Raw genomic sequence first — 19,227 nt, 5'->3', positions numbered from 1 at the left:
CGAATGCGGACGACGCCAACCTCAGAAGCGTTCACCGAGATCGAATTCCCGCCTTGACCAACGGTTGCGCTCGCGGATTGTCTAACTCTCACTTTTGTTTTTCCGCTGCTGTAGCTACATAAGGGGAGCACAATAGGCTCTATCTAAGGGAGTTTTTTATAATCGTTTAGGAGTCGGCATACCAAGCAGTTCAAGCGCTTCATGAAGGGTAGCCTTCACCGTTTGTGTAATCCATAAGCGGTGGGAAATACTCTCTTCGCTCCCTTTTAAAACCGGACATGCGCTATAAAAATGATTGAACAAAGATGCTAATTCAAACGCATAATGACAAATTAAACTGGGAGCCAACTGTGCAGTGGCATTCTCCAAAGTTTCGGGCCAGTAAGCGATATGCCTCAGCAGCTGGTATTCCTGATCTTCCAGATGAGTTCCATGAAACTTGGCCGCTATGGCTTGCAGACGATCGTCCACCTTCGCTTTGTCCAAAATACGGTTCGCTCTTGCGTAAGCATACAGCAAATAAACGCCTGTATTCCCTGTCACTTCGGTCGCTTGCTCAAGATCAAAAATCACTTCGGTTTGCAGTTGATATTTCAGCAAATAGTATCGTATCGCAGCCGCGGCAATAGATCTACTGGATATTCCCGCTTTTCTTGAACGTTTATCATCGATCACTTTCTCCATGCGATCAAGCAGGTCTGCGACTTTAATCCCAATGCCTTGACGGCCTGACATCGCATAGGAACTTTTGCCTTCGGAAGTATCCAGACCAAGCCCTGCCGCTGTATCGGGACTTAAAGAAACAACACCGTAGCTGACATGCTTGAGTTGACTAGCCTGCTGCTGATAACCAAGCACTTCAAGTGCCAGCTTCACCATCTCTTGCGGATACTGCTGACGGTAGTCAATGACATTAATGACCATATCTGCGCGCCCGATCGTTTTTTTACTTCCTTGAGCAGCCGTTGACCATAAGCCATCCTCCCATTTTTTATACACAAAATCATTTTCCAGCAGTCCGAATTTCCACAGGTGATACGCGATATCCTTCGCGGTGTAGGTGAGAATGCCGTTTGAACGAACAAGCACTTTATCCCCTTGAAAATCCTGGTAGTCCGCTGGGGTTTCAGCTCCGCCTTCTTCGAGGTTCTTCAGTACCCAACAGCCTGCCAGTTTCCCCTCCGTCACCTTATGAAACATTTCCGTTTTACTCAGCAGTTCGAAAGTGGTATCCCAGAATCCGGCACGAACAATGCTGCTTTCCCAAACCAGCACATCATAGGAAATGCCGAATTGCTTCATTTCCTCCAACTGCTCACGCACAATTCGCTCTGCAACCAAAGCGCCCATCCACACAAGATTCGATGTCCCGCTTTCAATGGCATGAAGGACCACAGAACGCTGCTCGGCTAACGCCGGCTGATCTTTATAAGCCTGATTTACCTTAGCGTAGGTTTCCCAACAAAAATCCCCGAATCGCGGAAAACTTCCCTCGGTTTGCGTATGAAGAATACCTACCACCGTATCGGCTAATTGATTCCCGAGGTCATCAATATAATTGTGAACTTCGACTTCATACCCGGCATGGGAAAGCATACGCGACAAAGAGTCACCGATACAGGAATTTCTCAAATGGCCGACATGTGCGGCTTTGTTAGGATTGATGGAGGTATGTTCCACCAGCACCTTGTTTTGTTTGCTGCGGCTGGTGCGCTTCGTTGGAGCTTGAAATTCCCCATTGGCCCAGGCTTCCCAGTTGATATAAAAGTTCAGAAAGCCAGGTGCAACAGCAGCCGCTTTGCTAAACAAACCTTGAACAAGCCCGTTCTGTTCGATGCGGCTTTGAAGCTCCCCAGCGATCTGCAAGGGGGATTTGCGCAATATTTTGGCCAAAAGCATGGCAATGTTGGAGCTGTAGTCTCCATGTTCCGGGTGCGCCGGATGCTCGGTTAAAATTTTCAAATTGGCTGGACGCTGCGTCCCGGACTCCTGAAACATGGCTTCGACGTGCTGCTCAATTTCAACGGTTAATAACTGCTGAATCATCGTATTTTCCTCCCAAATGTCATCATTTGCATACAAAAAAGCCCCCGTCTCTAAATAAGAGACGAGAGCTGTTCATTCCCGCGGTACCACTCTAAGTGTTAAATCTGCAGATTTAACCCCTCCAACGATAACGGCTTATGCCGGATCTCCCTACTGTACATTTCGGAAGACCATTTCCCAGGTCCGTTTCGTTCCTGACATTCGTACCGGTTCCCACCATTTCCGGCTCGCTGCGACTGTCCGACAAGAACTACTGTCCTGTTCATCAATGTTACATATCAAGTTATGAATTGACTGAATATTACTTTAATATACTGGAGTTGTCAAGAGGCAACTACCTTCATCATGATGATGCCAATAAATGCCAAGGCTAATCCAGACTGTTCCATCTTTGAAAATTTATCCTTCAAAACAAATCGCGTGTACAACAAAACGATCAGCACATTCAATGCGACAACAGCTGAAACCAGACCTGCTTTGCCATGATCAAATCCATGAAGGATGAAAATCATGCCAACCACATTCGTAATGCCTACGATCATCCCGAATAGAAAAGTCCGTCGTTCCGTCCAGCCTGTGGCGGCTGCCACTTTTACCTGTGCAGGCTGCTGATGATTACTTTGCTTCTGATCCCGCAACCACCACAGACCAAAACAAACAGTTCCGGTAGCAAACATACAAAATAACGTTGGAAAGAATGGGGCCGCTACCAAGGTCGTCCACTTACTGGACAAGTCATTGGCGGCAAAAAGAATCAAGGCCAGCGCTCCCCAGCCAGCGCCTTGCAAATTTTTGAGCGTAATATCATTGGAGTAACGTACGACTAAAATTCCGATAACGATAATAACAAAAGCTAGAAACTGCATGATATTAAGTCGTTCATCCCAAATCAGATACGCAACGAAAACCACAACGACGGAAGGTAAACCGGTCAGGATCGCGACCAATGACGCTTTCCCTACGGCAAAACCTTTGAACATGCTGGCATTGGCCCCGAAGGAAAACAACCCCATTTGAACGCCAATCAGCGCAGACACGGTCCAGGCTTGATGTAAAAGGAGGGCGCAGCTGCCGCTAATTAGCGCCCCCATGAAAAATGTGCCGCATAGCAGCACATTCCGGTTTAATGATTGCTGGCTGGACCAGTGATACAGAATGCCTCGCAGCCCGAAACTGCAAGCCGCAAGTACGGAATACATGAGCCACATCCGAACAGCTACCCCTCTCTTTTGCTTGCAAAGATCGGGTAATTTTACCACATTAATCTTTATTGAACAACACTTTGTTGCAGTATAAGGCGCTCAAGAATGGCATCTCCGCCAGCAGAAACCTTCACTTCCGCAAACTTGGCATTTTGCTCGTAGGTACGTCCCGTACCTTCTGGAATGAAATAATTTTCAATGCCATATTCGATCCCCTCATACCCTTTGCGAGTTCCGTTCATACGCACTTCTCCTGGGGCAAGTTCTTCCCCTTTCGTATAGACACGTTTGAATTCATACACATCTGTAGCTGAGTTCGGTGCGAGCACGACAGAAATTTTCTTTGTCACATCATCGTCCTTCAAATCAGAAATAGGCGGCTCAGAAATCGTATAGCGCAAGCGCACGTAATCCCCTTGAATAAGCGAACGCGGGTCCAGCGGTTCAAGCTGGAGTTTGATGAGTTGTCCATGAGAGAGCAGCCACTCACTTTTGCCAATTTGTATCGACATGGCAACGATCTGCAGCAGCACCAGCACGGCAATCAAGAGTCGATTCGCTTTAACGTCTGCCCCAGCAGCATTTTCGGGTTCGGCAGCTTCAAGGCGATGCCTTTTTTCGTACCAAACGGTAAAGATCAGTATCAAGATGCCAATCATGCCAAACGTAATCGATTTGTGCAGCAGCTTCCAGGCTAAATCGTAATATTTGTACACGAGGAAAGCTGTCCAGAACCCCATTGACCAAGCAAAAATCCAACGGCTTTGCAGCTGCCTGCTAACGATTAAGGCAAGCACGACAAGGACAAAGAAAAGGGCGTTGGTGACATAATACCAAGCAGATTCGGTCATGAAAGTTAACACAAATAATGTGAAAAGAAACGATGGATAGCTGCTATAGAGCACCGGCTGCCTAACTGCAGCATTCCGGATGACCTGCCCGCCTGCAAACAGGACGAACAATAAGCCCGTAATCACTGACAAAATGACAACACTGCTATCGAGCCAATTGGTTAAAATCGCAGCTGTGATCAAAATGGCCGCAAGGAAGAAGAAAATGCGATGCACCATTCCGGCAATGTAGATAAACGCGGCGATTGTAAGTGCTAAGAAAGCGAATTGGACGGGGATATTTTCTGCAAACACAGCCCCTCCCGCTCCAAGAAGCAGTCCGCTGATGAGTATGGTGTACCTCACTAACGCATTTAGTTTTTTCAAAAAGATCATACTGGTTACAACAACAAGTCCAAAACCCATCAACACATTCTCAGGGTTCTCAAACCCCAGCACCAACGTAACAATCCCGATAACCGTCAGGCTGCCTAACAGCGATCCGATGATAACGACGGAAACCGTAAGAACACGCACAATCCATTTGGTAAAATCACCCTCCGGTTTAACGCCCTCTCCTGCCTCACCTTCGAGTACTTCATTCCTTGGCTTCTCGGCAGGCTGCCATGCCCGGATAAATGTCATGAACTTCACATTGGCGCCGATGAATACAATGATAAGTAGCAAACTGATGATGAAAAAAAGCTCATTATAATGGCGAACGACGAGTTCGATGTATTTAAACGTAATCGTGGCTGAAATCCATAAGCCTGAGAACAATAGATAAGCTTTGTTGCGCATTTTATGTGAGTACCATACCGCTGCCGCAAGAACAGCAATCAGGGGTAAATTCATGAACACCCCGTAATCTTCGAATGCGTACGAATTTGAAAGGAGGAGCAGTATACCTATTACCGCTTGAAATGAAATCCACTTCATTAACGAAGAGTTCAGCTTTCCACGCTCTGTTAACAGATAAAGAATGCCATTCACAATAGCTAATCCTACCCAGATCGCAATTTGAACACCTTCCGAATCCGATCCGCCTTGCCAATGAGGGAAAAAGTAAAAGCAATAAGCCAGATGCCCAAGAATATACGACAGGATGTAAAAGGGCTGCCACCTCGTCCATATGGCAAAAAGAAAGGCCGGGATCAACCAGACCGCAAACAACGTGTAGCTGTCGGCATGAGAATTGTAGGTCTGCCCAATGAGCCCCGCTCCTACACCAAAGGAAACGCAGCTTGCAAATAAGCTAAGTCTACTTAGAAATTGCCGACCCGCTTGATGGGAAAGCCAAACCGATAATCCATAGAAGCCGAGAATAAGCAGAAAAGCGGGCGCAAACTTCTCCCAGCGGTTTAATTGCTCCCAGTTGGTTGCGAAAAAATATACAATGGCCGTTAGCAGGGAACTGGCTCCCAGCACATAGCCTAATTGAATCGTAATCCATTTCGATTTCATGATGCCTAACCCCCTCTCGTCTTAATTCTCATTGTACTTGAGTTATACGTTTTGAGAAGTACTAACTATTCCTAGTACCCCATCATTAGCCTTTGATAACGCTCCATTGCGAATCTTAACTAAAAAAATAAGAAAAAAGCCAATTTTGCCTCAGGGGCAATAATCGGCTGAGTATATGTATTAAGATACTAATCTTTCTTTACTACGGTTATCGTGTCCTCCTTATCATTCCATTTGATATGAAGTTTAAAATCATCTTCATCTGTATAAGGCGTTTCTTCAGTGGACTTTCCGCTCATTTTCAAATTTTTCGAGCTCGTTTCGCTAGTACCACTTTGATTAAAATTTTTGCTATTCATAAAAGAGTAACTGACATTTTCAACAGCCTGACTGTCTTTTCCAATATACGCGATCGTATATGCTTTTACATGATCGGATGGATGAACGGAACATTCCACTTGCCAATCTTCCGTTTTCCCGGTAAATTCGATAGTCTTTGAGCAGCCTATCAAACCTAGTAAGCTTGCACATATCAGACCTACAAACCATCGTCTCATCGCAAATCCCCTTCAAATGTCTATTTCATTAAACAAGCTTTAATTTCACGAAAAAATGAATTTGGCCGTTGCTTTGCTCAGCCCAAATGGCACCTTCGTGGGATTCCACAATACTTCTGGCAATCGCGAGCCCTAGACCGGAGCCTCCGGTATTGGAAGATCGTGAAGTATCAACCCGATAGAACCGATCAAATAACTGATGCAAAGCGTCATCGCTAATCACTTCTGCTTGATTGCTGACTTGGAGAGTAACATGCCGATAATCATGGTGCAGGTTAACGGTAATCGCCCCTGGCTTCAAACTATACTTCAGGGAATTTCCCAGAAGATTCTCAAAGACACGTATCATTTTATCCACATCGATACGAACCAACAGCTTCTCCTTCGGGATTGTGCGGTTGATCGTAAGTTGCTGCTCCTCAGCCAGTGTGACAAATTCCTCAAGCAATTGGTCCAATAGCTCGTTGATTGCTACCCCTTCTCTGTAAAGAGGTTCATCGCGATTGGATAACTTCGTGAACTCGAACAAGTCATCAATAAGTAATTTCAGCTTTTCCGACTTATGATAAGCAATACTAATATACCCGGCCGCCTGCTCAGGCGTTTCGTAGCTTTTATCATGCAGCAGCCGTAAATACCCCATGATGAGCGTCAGAGGCGTACGTAAATCATGAGAAACATTGGTAATCAGCTCGCGCTTCAAACGCTCGCTTCTTCTTTCCTCCTCAATCTTTTTCTGCAAATCTTCTGCCATAAAGTTCAAATCCCGGGCTAAGGAACCAAGCTCGTCTTGACTACGTTCAATGACGCGGTAATCCAAATTCCCGGTTGCAATGATGCGCAGACCACCGGCCAATTCCTCAATATGGCGCATTTTCTTTTGTGTCATGAAGTAGAACAAAAGGATAAAAACAGCCACAGCACTCAACAGGGACAACGGACTTTCACCCTTTTGATACGTAATGTGCGGTTCCGGAATGCCGGAGACAATCAGATAAGATTTTTGTCCCAAATAGTTGACAGGGTAAAAACTCGAAAATTCTTTTCGGCCATAATCCTGTTCCGTTCTGGCGTTCATCGCGTTGCCGATCACATTGTAAATTTCGACATTTGTTTCCGCCGCATTTTGACTTCGATACACGACTCGACCTTCCAGATCCGTTATTAGAACTTTGAACTTCTGTTCACTCATCCATTTAACGTGATTTTCGAAGAATTCCGGATTCCTCCCCGAATCTTCACCACTGGGCAAATCTCGTTGATTCTGGAGGGCTGATAGTTCATTAACCAGGCTTCGGGCTTCACTATCTATTCGTTCAATCCCGAATTTATAATCAATAACAGCGGTCTGTCTCATTTCTCCGAACAGATTAGAACAAATGCCATAAGTCAGTATTCCCGCCAGCAAACATATGACAAAGGTTATCATCAACTGCATTCTTATGCTCCGCTCCACTTGTCCCATCGTAATCTTATAGAGCGTTTGAATCAAAATAATCAGCTTTCGAAGAAGATTAAAGGGAAAAAGGGTAAATGGGAATCGGTTTACTTTAGAGTAAGGATCGATATCGTAACGTTTATTCAACTTTATAGCCAACCCCCCAAACCGTTTTTATAAATCTCGGAGTTCTTGGATTTGATTCAATTTTTTCGCGAATTTTGCGGATATGCACCATGACCGTATTATCAGAGTCATAATAGGCTTCTTTCCAGACGGTTTCATACAGCTTTTCCGAGCTCCACACCATCCCTCGGTTGCGGACTAACAGCTCAAGAATAGCGAATTCCCTTGGGGTTAGCTTAATTTCTTTCCCCTCCAGCTTGACTTCATGCGTCTGCGTGTTAATCGTCAGATCGTCCACTTCGAACTCGTGGTCCTTGTTCACATGAGGTACGTTAAGCCTAGTGTAGCGGCGAAGCTGGGACTTAATGCGAGCGATAAGCTCCAACGGATTAAATGGTTTACTCATGTACTCGTCGGCCCCTGAGCTTAAGCCCCATATTTTATCCATATCCTGACTCTTTGCAGAGAGCATGATGATCGGCATATTTTTTTGCTCTCGGATTTTTAAGCAAGCTTCAATCCCATCCATTTTCGGCATCATAATGTCGAGAACGATAAGATCTATCTCTTCCTTCTGAAGAACCTGAAGGGCTTCTGCTCCATCAGATGCTCGGAGCAGCTGATAACCTTCATTTCTTAAATAAATGGCAAGCATATCTATGATTTCTTTCTCGTCGTCGACTAGGAGTATTGTAGGTTGTGCCATTCTGGATTGCCTCCTTTACATCATTTCTGTGTTACTAAACGTATCAAGTTGGTCTCGTAATTTCAATCAAAATGTTGATAGCTATCATGAGGTTTAGTATAGACACCGAATCTTAACAGATTATGGAGACAATTCTTAAGATTTTCTTAACTTCAGGGATCTTACGCTTAAGATGCCGCCAGCTCTCTATTTGATTAGAACGCAACATAAAAAAACCAGCCCTAAGGCTGGTTAGTCCATTTTTCATTTGTGCTGTGGCTCGGTAAGCTTAAAGCTTTTCACCGAATTTTGCAGCTCCACCGCCATCTCCGCTAATTGGCGAATTGCCGTTGTAATCTCTTCGATCGAAGCGCTTTGCTCTTGCGCAGCAGCCGCAACTTCCTCATACCCGGCAGACTGATCTTCGGTAATGCCCGAAATTTTGTGCATCACGTGGGAAATGATCTCGAATGATCGCACTGCTCTCTCCAGCGTATTCAACAAATGATCAGTCCGCTCGGAAAACACGGAAATACCATTGAAAATAACTTTGAAATTTTCATATGTATCATTAATCCAGGTCTGCCCCTGCTCGACAGCATGATTACCCTGGACGATGCTTTCCATGACCAGACGGCTGTCTTTTTGTGTGCCAGACACAAGCTCTGTAATCGAGCTTGCGGCTTTCGAAGACTGCTCCGCCAACTTCTTCACCTCGCCGGCAACAACGGCAAAACCTTTGCCTTGCTCGCCAACGCGAGCCGCTTCAATCGATGCATTCAAGGCCAACAAATTCGTCTGCTGCGCGATCTCCGTAATAATGTTGATAATCGCTCCGATTTCCTTCGAACGGTTCCCTAATTGAAGTGCGGCTTCATGCGAAGACTTCATCTCTTGCTGAATCACATTCATCTGATGCCGTGTCTTCTCGACAAGCTGCTGGCCGTCAACCGACTGCGCGCCAACTTTATGCGCCATCTCCTGCATCTCTTTGACTTCCGTCGTGACTTCCGTCAGCTCGGAGTTGATCTCAACGATCGATGATGTGCTCTCTGATATGGAACTTACAACTTCCGCCACGCCGTCATACATGTTGTTCATAGAAACCGCAACCAGTCCGGCACTTGAGCTCGACTCGTCCGCTGATTGATACAATTGCTCACTCGTATGAGTAATGATATGCGATGAATCATACATCTGGCGAATAAGCGATTCCAAGTTGTTGCGCATCACATTAAAGGCAGCAGCCAGTTTTCCAATCTCATCGGTTCGCGCAATGGAGACTTCTTCAGTCAAGTACCCCGCAGCGAGTTTCTCTGTGACATGCATGAGCTGAACGACCGGTTTGGTTACGCTACGACTAATAAAGTAGGCGATCAGGCTGCCAATGGCCAAAACAATAAGCGTTATGCTCAGCATCGTCCAGAACAATTCATGATAGGTTTTGGATATAACGCTCGCATCCAAATCAATCCCAATGATGCCGACGTTTTCACCATTTTTGTTTCTGAGCGGTACAAATATCGATTTATGAATGCCATATTCATCTTTATAAATATTGCTAATCATGGGTTTGTCTTGCGCGATAGCCTCATTCATTTCCGGCGTAAACGGGTATTCGGTTCCGTAATCATCGTCAACGCCCGTCAGGATGACGATCTGATCTTTCGTTGGCGTTCTGGTCAATACATACACGTTCTCCAACGTGTCATGTTTTTTGAACTCCTCGAATTGTTTTTTTATTCGCTGGTAACCTGGATGTTTGGTATCCGTTATATCTTCAGGACGCTCAGGAATGACGGCCAAATAGTTGGATACGTTTTGAATATTTGACGTTAACCGCAGAACAAATTGATCCTCAAGCTTTGTCGTTAAACCTTTGCTCACCCAGTAACCGGACAATGAAAATACCGAGCTGACGACTAACAACAGCGCAACAATGCTGATCGTCATTTTGACGGCAATATGTTCACGGATCCAGTTCACTGCTTTCGTATTGAAAAGTTTCCCTTTATTTGTCAGAGCTTGCTTATGCGTAGCCACTTGTGTTACCTCCCGCTTATCGTAGATGCTTCAGCATATTTCTCAAAAACCTGTGAGACGAATGTTTTCAAATACTGCACAATTTCCGGTACATGCTTAACCTCCGTATAGGGGGAGATCACGAAAATTTTGGTCGCATATAAAGCTGTAAAACTCCCCTCTTTCGTTGGCACTAGCAAGTGCTTTTTGGTGTCGCCAAAAAAAATGCGCTCGCGCTGCTTCCCAAGAATTTCAAACAAAATTTCATTAAACTTGTTGTTACGATCAATCTCACTTAGCGAACAAGCCCCCGAAACCTCTTCCTCAAAACGGGAGCCTCCTTCTGGATAAAGCCGGAATAACGTGATAATACCGGGATTATCCGCATTCACAATAACAGCCTCCGGGATTTCCAGACGCAGTGCCTCACGGAAGGCAAGATTAACTTCAACGAATTGAGCTAACAGCTGCTGATACCCTTGAATGCCGAATGCAAGAAGAGCGCTGTAAATACTGATTGAGCTGGCCATGCGAGAGCATTCCAGCGTATATCCTGTATGATACTGGCCATAACCACGATGCCCGACATATGGCGTTTCGTCCGGATGCAGGTCCATCAACGTTAGATCCGCGGCTTCTTTGACAAGAAAGAGACTTGTCAGATAAGGGGTTTGCCCCAGCTTTTGAAAATCAAAGCAAAGCGAATCCGCCAAATCCAGATGTTTCATCCGGCTATGTATAGCTTGTATGGCTTGCAATACTTCAGTTTTAAACTCTAGTGGATTAGCTGTGAAATCATAGTCTTGGAAGAAAGCAAAAAATCCGCCCAACGCCGAATCCGCATGGATATGAGGTCTTAACAGCCCAAACTGAGCAGCAACCTTGCCGGCTGTAGCCTGGATCATCTCCAAATCATCAATCCCCATGGCATCTGTCGTACCTGTTGTAGCGACAATATAAACCGGGATCCCACCTAGGGCGATGACCTCTTCCATCTTAAGCTTCAGGTCATTCACGTCCATGGAACTGTCAGCCTTCGTACGAACACGGATTAATTTATCGGTTCCGATTCCCGTAGCCTCAACAGATTTGAATAAGCTGTAATGGGCAGCATCGGAGCAAAATGCGTACAAATTGTCGGGAACACCTTTCAGCAAGGCTTCCGGAGCGAATTTGGCAATTGCTATACGCAGTCCTGAGAATACAGCTCCCTGACCACCCCAGGTTGTGTAGCCACCGCTTTTCATGGCATCATAACCGATTAATTTCGACATCATGCTGATAACTTTTACTTCCGCTTCGGCACCCGCTGGACCGTACACATCCCACAGATTGTTGCCGTTCACCATGAACGCTGCAAGCATGCCCACAATGCCCGGTATACTAGCCATCGGCAAAATATTGGTTAGAAAATATTTAGTATGATATGGATGATTGTGCAGCAGTGCCAATAACTCCGAGTTAACTTCCTCCATCGGCATGCTTTCAGAGGGGATCGCGCTTTGTTGGATGAGGTTGTTGTAAAAGCGGTCTGTGCGGTCTTTTTCACCTCTAAGGTTGACGTCATCCGGATTTTTCAGCCCATCGACACCGGTCAAAATTTGTTCAAAGAATCGCATCATCATTTGGCGTGATTGCTGGTTACCATTTTCACTAGGAAACAATCTCTGTACGTCTGGCAATCTTCTCTCTCTCATAATTTCCTCTCCTATCGATAGAATCGTTCAAAGAAAATAGGCAGAAAAACGTCCAACTGAGGCAAAACCCCTTTCTTTCGACAATAGCCGACAAAAGCCTTACATTTTTATACAATAGTATAGTACAGCAAATTGAATATAACAACACAATTTACCAATTATTATACTTATATAGTACTTTTGTTATATAGTTGAATCGTTTCCATTTAATAACCATTGGTAGAATAAGAAGGATAAAAAAAGCTTTATCAGCATTCCCATAAGGAACGTGATAAAGCTTTTTAGGGTTAATATCATTTTGTTGACTAGGACTAGGAAATGGATTGCGCAGTGTCCATACTTCCGTGAGAATGCAAGTACAATTGCTCATAATAGCCATGCAGAGCAAGCAATTCAGTATGATTGCCTTCCTCTACAATTTGACCTTGGCTCATAACCAGAATACGATTCGCATGAATAATCGTGGAGATCCGATGGGCGATCACCAGTGTTGTCCTTCCCTCAGCAACAATCTGCAGGGCCGTCTGGATCAGCTGCTCCGTCTGAGAGTCCAAATTCGCCGTAGCCTCATCAAGAATCAATATTTTCGGTTGGAAAACAATGATCCGCGCGAAAGAAATCAGTTGTCTCTCCCCCGCAGACAAGCCGCTTCCTCTTTCCGAGATCCTCGTCTCATACCCATCCTTCATCCTCGCGATCAGACTGTCAGCCCCCACCAATTGGCAGGCTTTGATGACATCCTCACGCGCAACGGATTCATCAAACATCCGCACATTATCGAGAATGCTGCCTGCATATAAATAAGGCTCCTGCTGGACCAGCCCGACCATACGATGCAAATTCGCCTGCGCAATATCCCGAATGTCCGTGCCATCAATCCGGATGCTTCCTTCCTGCACATCGTAAAAGCGGCAAAGCAAGGAAATAAGTGAACTTTTACCCGCTCCCGTCGTGCCGACAATCCCGATCATTTCGCCGGGTTCAATGCGAAGCTCGAGATCTTCAAGAACGGAGATATCCTTCAAATAGCCAAACTTCACATGGTTAAAATGAATCTCGCCCTTGACCTTGGCCAGCGGAATCGTTTTCGCATTCTGCTTGTCAGTGACTTCCGGCTGTGTAGCAAAAATGTTCCAGATCCGGTTCATGGAAACAGTTGTAGACTGAAGCGTATTCCATTGCTGCGTGATATTGTTAATCGGTTGAAAAAACTGCCGAATATACGTAATAAACGCATAAAGCACACCAAATTCAATCGTTTTATCAAATACGGCCATTCCACCGACCCAAGTGATAAAAGCTACGGAAAGGTTCCCCAAAATATCAAAAGAGCGGTTAAACAACACGTTCGTGCGGATTTCCCGCAAGTTAGCCTGAAAGTAGCTTGAATTGCGATCTACGAAACGTTTCATTTGTTCATTCTCTTGGTGAAAGGCTTGAATGAGGTGCATGCCTGATAAATTTTCAGCCACATAAGCGACCATTTGAGACAATCGCGTTCTGGAAAGCTGATACGTTTTGCGCATGTATCTACGAAAGCTTATAGCAATAATCGCTATGATTGGAATGACGATCATACTGTATAACGTTAGCGTTGGATCCAGATGATACATTAACACGATGATGAAAATCAAGGTCATGCCGTCGCGCACCAGACTTAACAAAACCTGCGTAAAGAACTGGTTCAATGTCTCTGTATCGCTGGATACATGCGTAATGAGACTGCCGCTAGGTGTCTTGTCATAATACGACATCGACTGCTTGAAAATGTGCTGGAACAAATCCTTGCGAATTTTAGCTACAATGCTTTGTCCGGCGAATTGCAGCAAGTTGTTCTGCAAGTAACTGAAAAATAATGAACTTACCGAAAGTCCTACATAAAACAGACAAATCAGCAGCAGTCCATGGTAATCATTTTTCCCGATCATCAAGTTATCATCGATCGCAATTTTCACGAGATAGGGTTGAAACAAGTCAGCAGCGATGCCCATCAAGGCGCACAGCAGAACGGCTGCAAATGTCAACCAATGCGGTTTGGCATAAACGGATAAAGCCCGGAAGGACGTTTTCACGGCTTTCGGCTCAGTGGTGCTGCTCTCTTTACTCCGCGACATCGTGGCTGCCTCCTTCCTGTATCGCATGAAGTTCGGCGTACAAGCCTTCCTGCGCAATAAGTTCTTGATGTGTGCCGCGTTGAACAATTCGACCTTCGTGAAGCACAATAATTTCATCGGTATGCTTTAATGCCGATATCCGGTGGGCAATCCATATCGTCGTTTTGTTGGAACGTTCTTTACGAATCGTGTCGATGATATGCTTCTCTGTTACAGAATCCACTGCGCTAACGCTATCATCCAGAATCATGAGCGGTGAATCCTTGATGATGCCTCTGGCAAGACTCGTGCGTTGGCGCTGACCGCCTGACAAAGTCACCCCGCGTTCTCCCAGCTTCGTCTCAAACTTCTCGGGAAACGAGATAATGCTGTTCAGGATTTGCGCATTTTTAGCGGCCCGTTCTACCTGCTCAAGCGGTAATTCCCGTTTGTAAAAAGCGATGTTGTCCCGAATGGTTGTGCTAAAGAGAAAGCCCTCTTGCGGCACATAAGCGATTTGATTGCGCAAGCTTTCCAGAGTCACATCCCGAATGTCAGTATCCCCGATGTAAACGGTTCCCTCAGGAGGATCATAAATCCGCAGCATCAGCTTCACAAGCGTGGATTTGCCGCTTCCTGTTTTACCGATAATCCCAATCGATTTACCCGGCTCAATCGTTAACGAAATATCATGAAGCACTTCATCCTCATCATCAGGGTACGCGAAGGACAAATGCTCAATTCGAATTCCCTCTTGATCGAGGTGTGAAGGTTGCGCCAGCTCTGAATCTGCAACTTCCGATTTCAAATCAAGCAGCTCATTGATCCGCTCAAGCGATGCTTTGGACCGCTGCATGGCATTAATAACACGTCCGATCTGCTGAAGCGGGTTGACCATCATGCGTATGTAGAGCGTTAGTTCAACGAAATTCCCAATCGTAATCCGACCATGAATCGTCAAATAGCCCCCAAATGCAATCGCGATAATAAGCGATATTGCGCCCAGAAACGGAATTAATGCTTCAAATAGGGAAGACAGACGAACCAGTCTTAATTGGTTATCGCGAATCCGGTCCACCGTTGTACTGAACCTGTTAATCATGATCGGTTCAACCGCGAACTTTTTCGTGACACGGATACCGCCAAACTGCTCCTCGGCTGACTCGGTCATTTTACCCAAAGCTTCTTGAACCTGTAAGGAACGATTTTTGATAATAGGTTGAAATTTTACACTCAGAATCGGGATCAGCAATAGTGGCAGAACACTTACAAGAATTAAATACAACGGAACTGAACTGAAAAGCATGGTCACGACAACAGCAATAATTAAAATCGCCGAGTTCACAATCTGGTTAATTCCCATCGAAATCGATTCCCGGATGACGGTGACATCGTTCATCACATAACTCAGCAGCTTGCCGACACCATTTTTGGAGTAAAAAGTAGCCCCCAGCTGTGTAAAATGATCAAATAATCGATTTCTGGCAACGAACTCGAATCGTCTTCCGTTTCGCATAATCAAATACTGTCCAATTGCTGTTAAAACACCGAATGTAATACCAATAATCAGGAGCTGCACGCTGTAGGTCACAATTAAATCTCTGCTCAAGCCCCCAACCTTAAGGTGATCCGTAAATGCGCCTAGCTGCTTGGGGTAATACGAATATACAATGTTGCCTACGGAGATTGACAATGCGGCTACGATATACAACGGCCATTTCAGTTTCAGGAAATCAAATAATAACCTAGTTGACTTCAAAACGACATCACTTCCTAATACTTGTTGTCTGGAATAATAAGTATTCCGAAGGAACATTTGTATCTTGCTAGGCGTCCCCCTACAGTATACGCCTATTCAAAGCCACTTCCTATATCAGATATTGACGTTATAATAGAGAAGTCATCTAATTTTCACATATGTTACCTAGGAGGATTACGGAAATGGATTTTATATTAGACCGAATTGACAATAAAATTGAGTTCTTTCAAGCCTATGACTTGCGAACGCTGGAGAAGCAAATTAACGAACAGGTAGATAATAATAAAGCGTTGTTATTAAGTGTTTACGCCGTTCAGCATCACACCACATTCGACCCGAATGCCGGTAAAATGCTCTACAGTGCGGTTGTCCACTTCAAATCGTAAACGACATGAAAAAATGACTTCCCATCCGAATCCGATGAGAGAGTCATTTTTTGCATTATAAGCCCAACATGAACTGAAGCGTCTTATCATTAAAGCCGGGAAGGCCTTCATGTCCGAAATCCGGATACAGCTCGTAGCTTTTAGGCGATTTGATTTTGTTGTAAGCGGCAAATTGCGTTGAAGGCGGACATACCGTGTCGGCTAAACCAACAGCCATCATGACTTCACCTTGAATTCGCCCGGCTAGATTTTGAATATCGATGTAGCCTAACTTGGTGAAAACTTCCTCTTCCCGTTTATGCTGCGGGTCATGGCGGCGGAAAAAGTCCTTCAGCTCCTGATAGGCATCCTTCGCCAAATCCATTTCCCATACGCGCTTATAGTCGCTAAGGAAGGGGTACACCGGCGCCAATCGCTTAATACGCGGCTCAAGCGCAGCGCAAGCAATCGTCAAGGCTCCGCCTTGGGAGCCTCCCATCGCTCCTACACGCTCTGCATCTACTTCCGGCATGCTCATCGCGATGCCAGCCAGCTGCGCTGTATCAAGGAAAATATCCCTGAACAATAATTGATCAGGATGATCGTCCAATCCACGCACGATATGGCCTCTGAGTGTAGTCCCTTTCATGCCTCCTACATCTTCGGACAAGCCGCCTTGTCCCCGGCAATCCATGGAGAAAAACGAGTATCCTAAAGCCGCATACTGAACTTTATCCGACCAATCGCCGGAATTCCCTGAATAACCATGAAATTGTACGATAGCTGGATGAGGAGCGGATGAGTGCTTAGGGCGAATATATTTGGCATAGATCCGTGCGCCCTTCACGCCTGTGAAATAAAGATCGAAGCATTCAGCGAAAGGCACTTGAAATTCGCTAGGACGCAGCTCGATTTGCGGATCAACGGCTTTCATTTCGGCAATGGCCCGCTCCCAATACGCATCAAAATCAGCAGGTCGGGGATTGCGGCCCTCATAAGCGAGCAACTTCTCTAAAGGCATATCCACTAATGGCATGATAACTCCTCTTTTCTTTTATTTTAAAGGGGCCTTGAATGCAGCGAAATGAACAGCTTGACCATTAACCCATCTGCCCAATTCGCGGTCAGGACCGCTTTTGAAAACAAGTACCTCATCATTCAGTGTCGTGTAAGTCAATTCGGCTCCGCCCTCATCTGACTGAGCGTGCTCCGGATGCCTGTTTTTCATCGTGCTTGCGAATTGACGTAAGCCCTCAATCCCCTGTTTCAACGCGTCATGCTTGTCGATGCATTCAATCACAACGGCATTATTGCGGCCGCTGCTCGTAATGATGGAACGGTCGTCGAGCACTTTCCTTTGATACGACTGTTGAATATAGACAGCCATGTACGCTTGTCCACAAATACCGAACAACGCATGCTCATCTTCCACCCATTCCCCTGCCGGCAAACAGCCAATAATTTGATCTTGATGGCTTACGGGGATTTGATAGTCAGCAATGACGGTGTTGCGGTGAAAAAATACTTCTGAAAATTCGCTCTGATGCCGCAAATCTCCTTCTTTATTTCCAGCAGCTGGATGAAAAAAATAAGCATGATTGACGCCTGTCACAGCATCCAGGGGAAGCGACACATCCCAGCGATGCTGTTCATTGTCAAATTCAAGCATACGCTCGTAGATACCGCCTACTGCGAAACTTTCTGCGATATATACATAGCTATGCAGCACATCTTCATCATTAGCTGCCGTTCCCGCCTGTTTGGGAATTCGGACTTTCACTTCCGTTGGGGACTGACGATGCAAGGCGAGTTCCAGAGCATCCGTTGGAGCTTCATACGCGAGAAAGCCTGCAAATTCGGTTCGAGGCATTTCCTCAGGGAGCGTAAAATCCCCATACTGCACGTAATCATGCAGGACATTCGTATCCCTGGGCATATCATGCGGCCAAATTCTGGAATGGGGTCCAACCCATGCTCCACTCAAATAATACGTCGAGCGGATACGCCATAAATAATCCAGCATTTGAGCGAGCTCTTCTTTCAGCTCTTGATCCTTCATTAGCTGCCAAGCGCACGTAAACGCCTGAACCCAATGCCAGAACCATGGCAGCCCTCCGTATTCGGACATACCAATTGAGGTAATCCGATCCAATGTAAGGCGTAAGCTCGCAATGCCATCCTCCAACAATTCTTTATCTGCAAAGCGCTGCCCAAAAATGAGCTTGGCAGCCGTGTATTTGGCTTCGTGATGGTTGTAATGCTCAACCTTTTTACGATAAAAATTGCTCTTATAGATATGTTGAAGAGCTTCTTCAAATGAGCTGCGTAAGGGCTCGCTAAGAATGGCTGAATATCGATCATAAAAATAAACCATTAAACTTCCCATCAGTTCCACGGGAAGTGTGTTTTTAGAAGCTTCCTGCGGTGTTGGTTTTAAATTTAACGGCCAATGTCCGTAAGTTGGGCTTTGCGCATCCTGGTCCTGTAGTTCAAGTAAACGTTGAAGAATCGTTTCTGCTTTGCTTTTCGCCAATTGGCGGTCACCGGCAAATTCCATTTCATGCTCTTGAGAAGCGGCAAATAAATAGGAAGCATAATAGAAATTATCTCGAACATCTTGGTGAAATAAAAAGCCACTTTCTAGTATTGGCAGTTGATAGGCCGCCGCGGCTACTTTTGATTGGATTTCGTTTTGTCTTTGTTGCAAATTCGTCAAATTTGTCATCCCCTTGCGTCGTTCATCAAAGATAACGGTTTATTTGTATAATAAAGCGCTGTCTTTCTTAGTTGAAACGTTTAACTCAAGTTTATATGCAATCATATGCAGCGTCAATGACTGACGGAACATTCATTTTTTCATATTTTGGCTGTTGCTTCCCTTTACAATTTCTTATAAAATAATCTACCGTCGGTCAAAATATATCGTCACCATTATTTGCTTGG

General features: G+C 45.3%; 13 protein-coding genes and 1 other annotated feature. Of the genes, 1 reads left to right on the top strand and 12 read right to left on the bottom strand.

Annotation, left to right across the window (positions count from 1 at the left end):
• Positions 1-156: 156 nt before the first annotated feature.
• The 10 genes from PCH02S_RS02055 to PCH02S_RS02010 form a co-directional block, all read right to left on the bottom strand.
• Positions 157-2,046: an arginine--tRNA ligase gene (locus PCH02S_RS02055; RefSeq protein WP_127449535.1), complete on the bottom strand. Its 1,890-nt coding sequence runs from the start codon at positions 2,044-2,046 to the stop codon at positions 157-159.
• A gap of 54 nt (positions 2,047-2,100) precedes the next feature.
• Positions 2,101-2,321, bottom strand: a binding site (T-box leader).
• Between the two features lie 48 nt (positions 2,322-2,369).
• On the bottom strand, positions 2,370-3,254 hold the full coding sequence (locus PCH02S_RS02050) for an EamA family transporter (RefSeq protein ID WP_127449533.1): 885 nt from the start codon (positions 3,252-3,254) through the stop codon (positions 2,370-2,372).
• Positions 3,255-3,313: 59 nt separating this feature from the next.
• Positions 3,314-5,542, bottom strand: a complete 2,229-nt coding sequence (locus PCH02S_RS02045) for a GDYXXLXY domain-containing protein (protein WP_127449531.1) — start codon at positions 5,540-5,542, stop codon at positions 3,314-3,316.
• A 188-nt stretch (positions 5,543-5,730) separates the two neighbouring features.
• Entirely contained in the window at positions 5,731-6,099 is a 369-nt protein-coding gene (locus PCH02S_RS02040) for a hypothetical protein (protein WP_127449529.1), read from the bottom strand.
• A gap of 28 nt (positions 6,100-6,127) precedes the next feature.
• Positions 6,128-7,684, bottom strand: coding sequence for a sensor histidine kinase (locus PCH02S_RS02035; RefSeq protein ID WP_246068912.1), 1,557 nt, complete (start codon positions 7,682-7,684; stop codon positions 6,128-6,130).
• Positions 7,677-8,369, bottom strand: coding sequence for a response regulator transcription factor (locus PCH02S_RS02030; RefSeq protein WP_127449527.1), 693 nt, complete (start codon positions 8,367-8,369; stop codon positions 7,677-7,679). Before PCH02S_RS02030 ends, PCH02S_RS02035 begins: the two co-directional genes overlap by 8 nt.
• 243 nt (positions 8,370-8,612) lie before the next feature.
• Positions 8,613-10,391 carry a methyl-accepting chemotaxis protein gene (locus PCH02S_RS02025; RefSeq protein WP_246068911.1) on the bottom strand — a complete coding sequence of 593 codons (1,779 nt, stop codon included), beginning with the start codon at positions 10,389-10,391 and terminating at the stop codon, positions 8,613-8,615.
• A 5-nt stretch (positions 10,392-10,396) separates the two neighbouring features.
• The gene (locus PCH02S_RS02020) at positions 10,397-12,067 is read right to left on the bottom strand and encodes a pyridoxal phosphate-dependent decarboxylase family protein (RefSeq protein ID WP_127449525.1); all 1,671 of its coding nucleotides are present in this window, start codon (positions 12,065-12,067) and stop codon (positions 10,397-10,399) included.
• A gap of 311 nt (positions 12,068-12,378) precedes the next feature.
• Entirely contained in the window at positions 12,379-14,181 is a 1,803-nt protein-coding gene (locus PCH02S_RS02015; protein WP_127449523.1) for an ABC transporter ATP-binding protein, read from the bottom strand.
• The gene (locus PCH02S_RS02010; protein WP_127449521.1) at positions 14,168-15,919 is read right to left on the bottom strand and encodes an ABC transporter ATP-binding protein; all 1,752 of its coding nucleotides are present in this window, start codon (positions 15,917-15,919) and stop codon (positions 14,168-14,170) included. Before PCH02S_RS02010 ends, PCH02S_RS02015 begins: the two co-directional genes overlap by 14 nt.
• Before the next feature lie 182 nt (positions 15,920-16,101).
• Between PCH02S_RS02010 and PCH02S_RS02005 the strand changes: the two genes are divergently transcribed.
• Positions 16,102-16,305: a YrzA family protein gene (locus PCH02S_RS02005; protein WP_127449519.1), complete on the top strand. Its 204-nt coding sequence runs from the start codon at positions 16,102-16,104 to the stop codon at positions 16,303-16,305.
• A 55-nt stretch (positions 16,306-16,360) separates the two neighbouring features.
• On the opposite strand, the gene PCH02S_RS02000 is transcribed toward PCH02S_RS02005, so the two are convergent.
• The gene (locus PCH02S_RS02000; protein ID WP_127449518.1) at positions 16,361-17,320 is read right to left on the bottom strand and encodes an acetylxylan esterase; all 960 of its coding nucleotides are present in this window, start codon (positions 17,318-17,320) and stop codon (positions 16,361-16,363) included.
• Positions 17,321-17,338: 18 nt separating this feature from the next.
• The gene (locus tag PCH02S_RS01995; protein WP_127449517.1) at positions 17,339-19,009 is read right to left on the bottom strand and encodes a hypothetical protein; all 1,671 of its coding nucleotides are present in this window, start codon (positions 19,007-19,009) and stop codon (positions 17,339-17,341) included.
• Positions 19,010-19,227: the final 218 nt, after the last annotated feature.

Origin of the sequence: Paenibacillus chondroitinus NBRC 15376 (assembly GCF_004000765.1) — a bacterium.
Lineage (GTDB): Bacteria > Bacillota > Bacilli > Paenibacillales > NBRC-103111 > Paenibacillus_E > Paenibacillus_E chondroitinus.
Note: the sequence above shows the minus strand (reverse complement) of the source record. Positions and strands in the feature narration are given on the sequence as shown.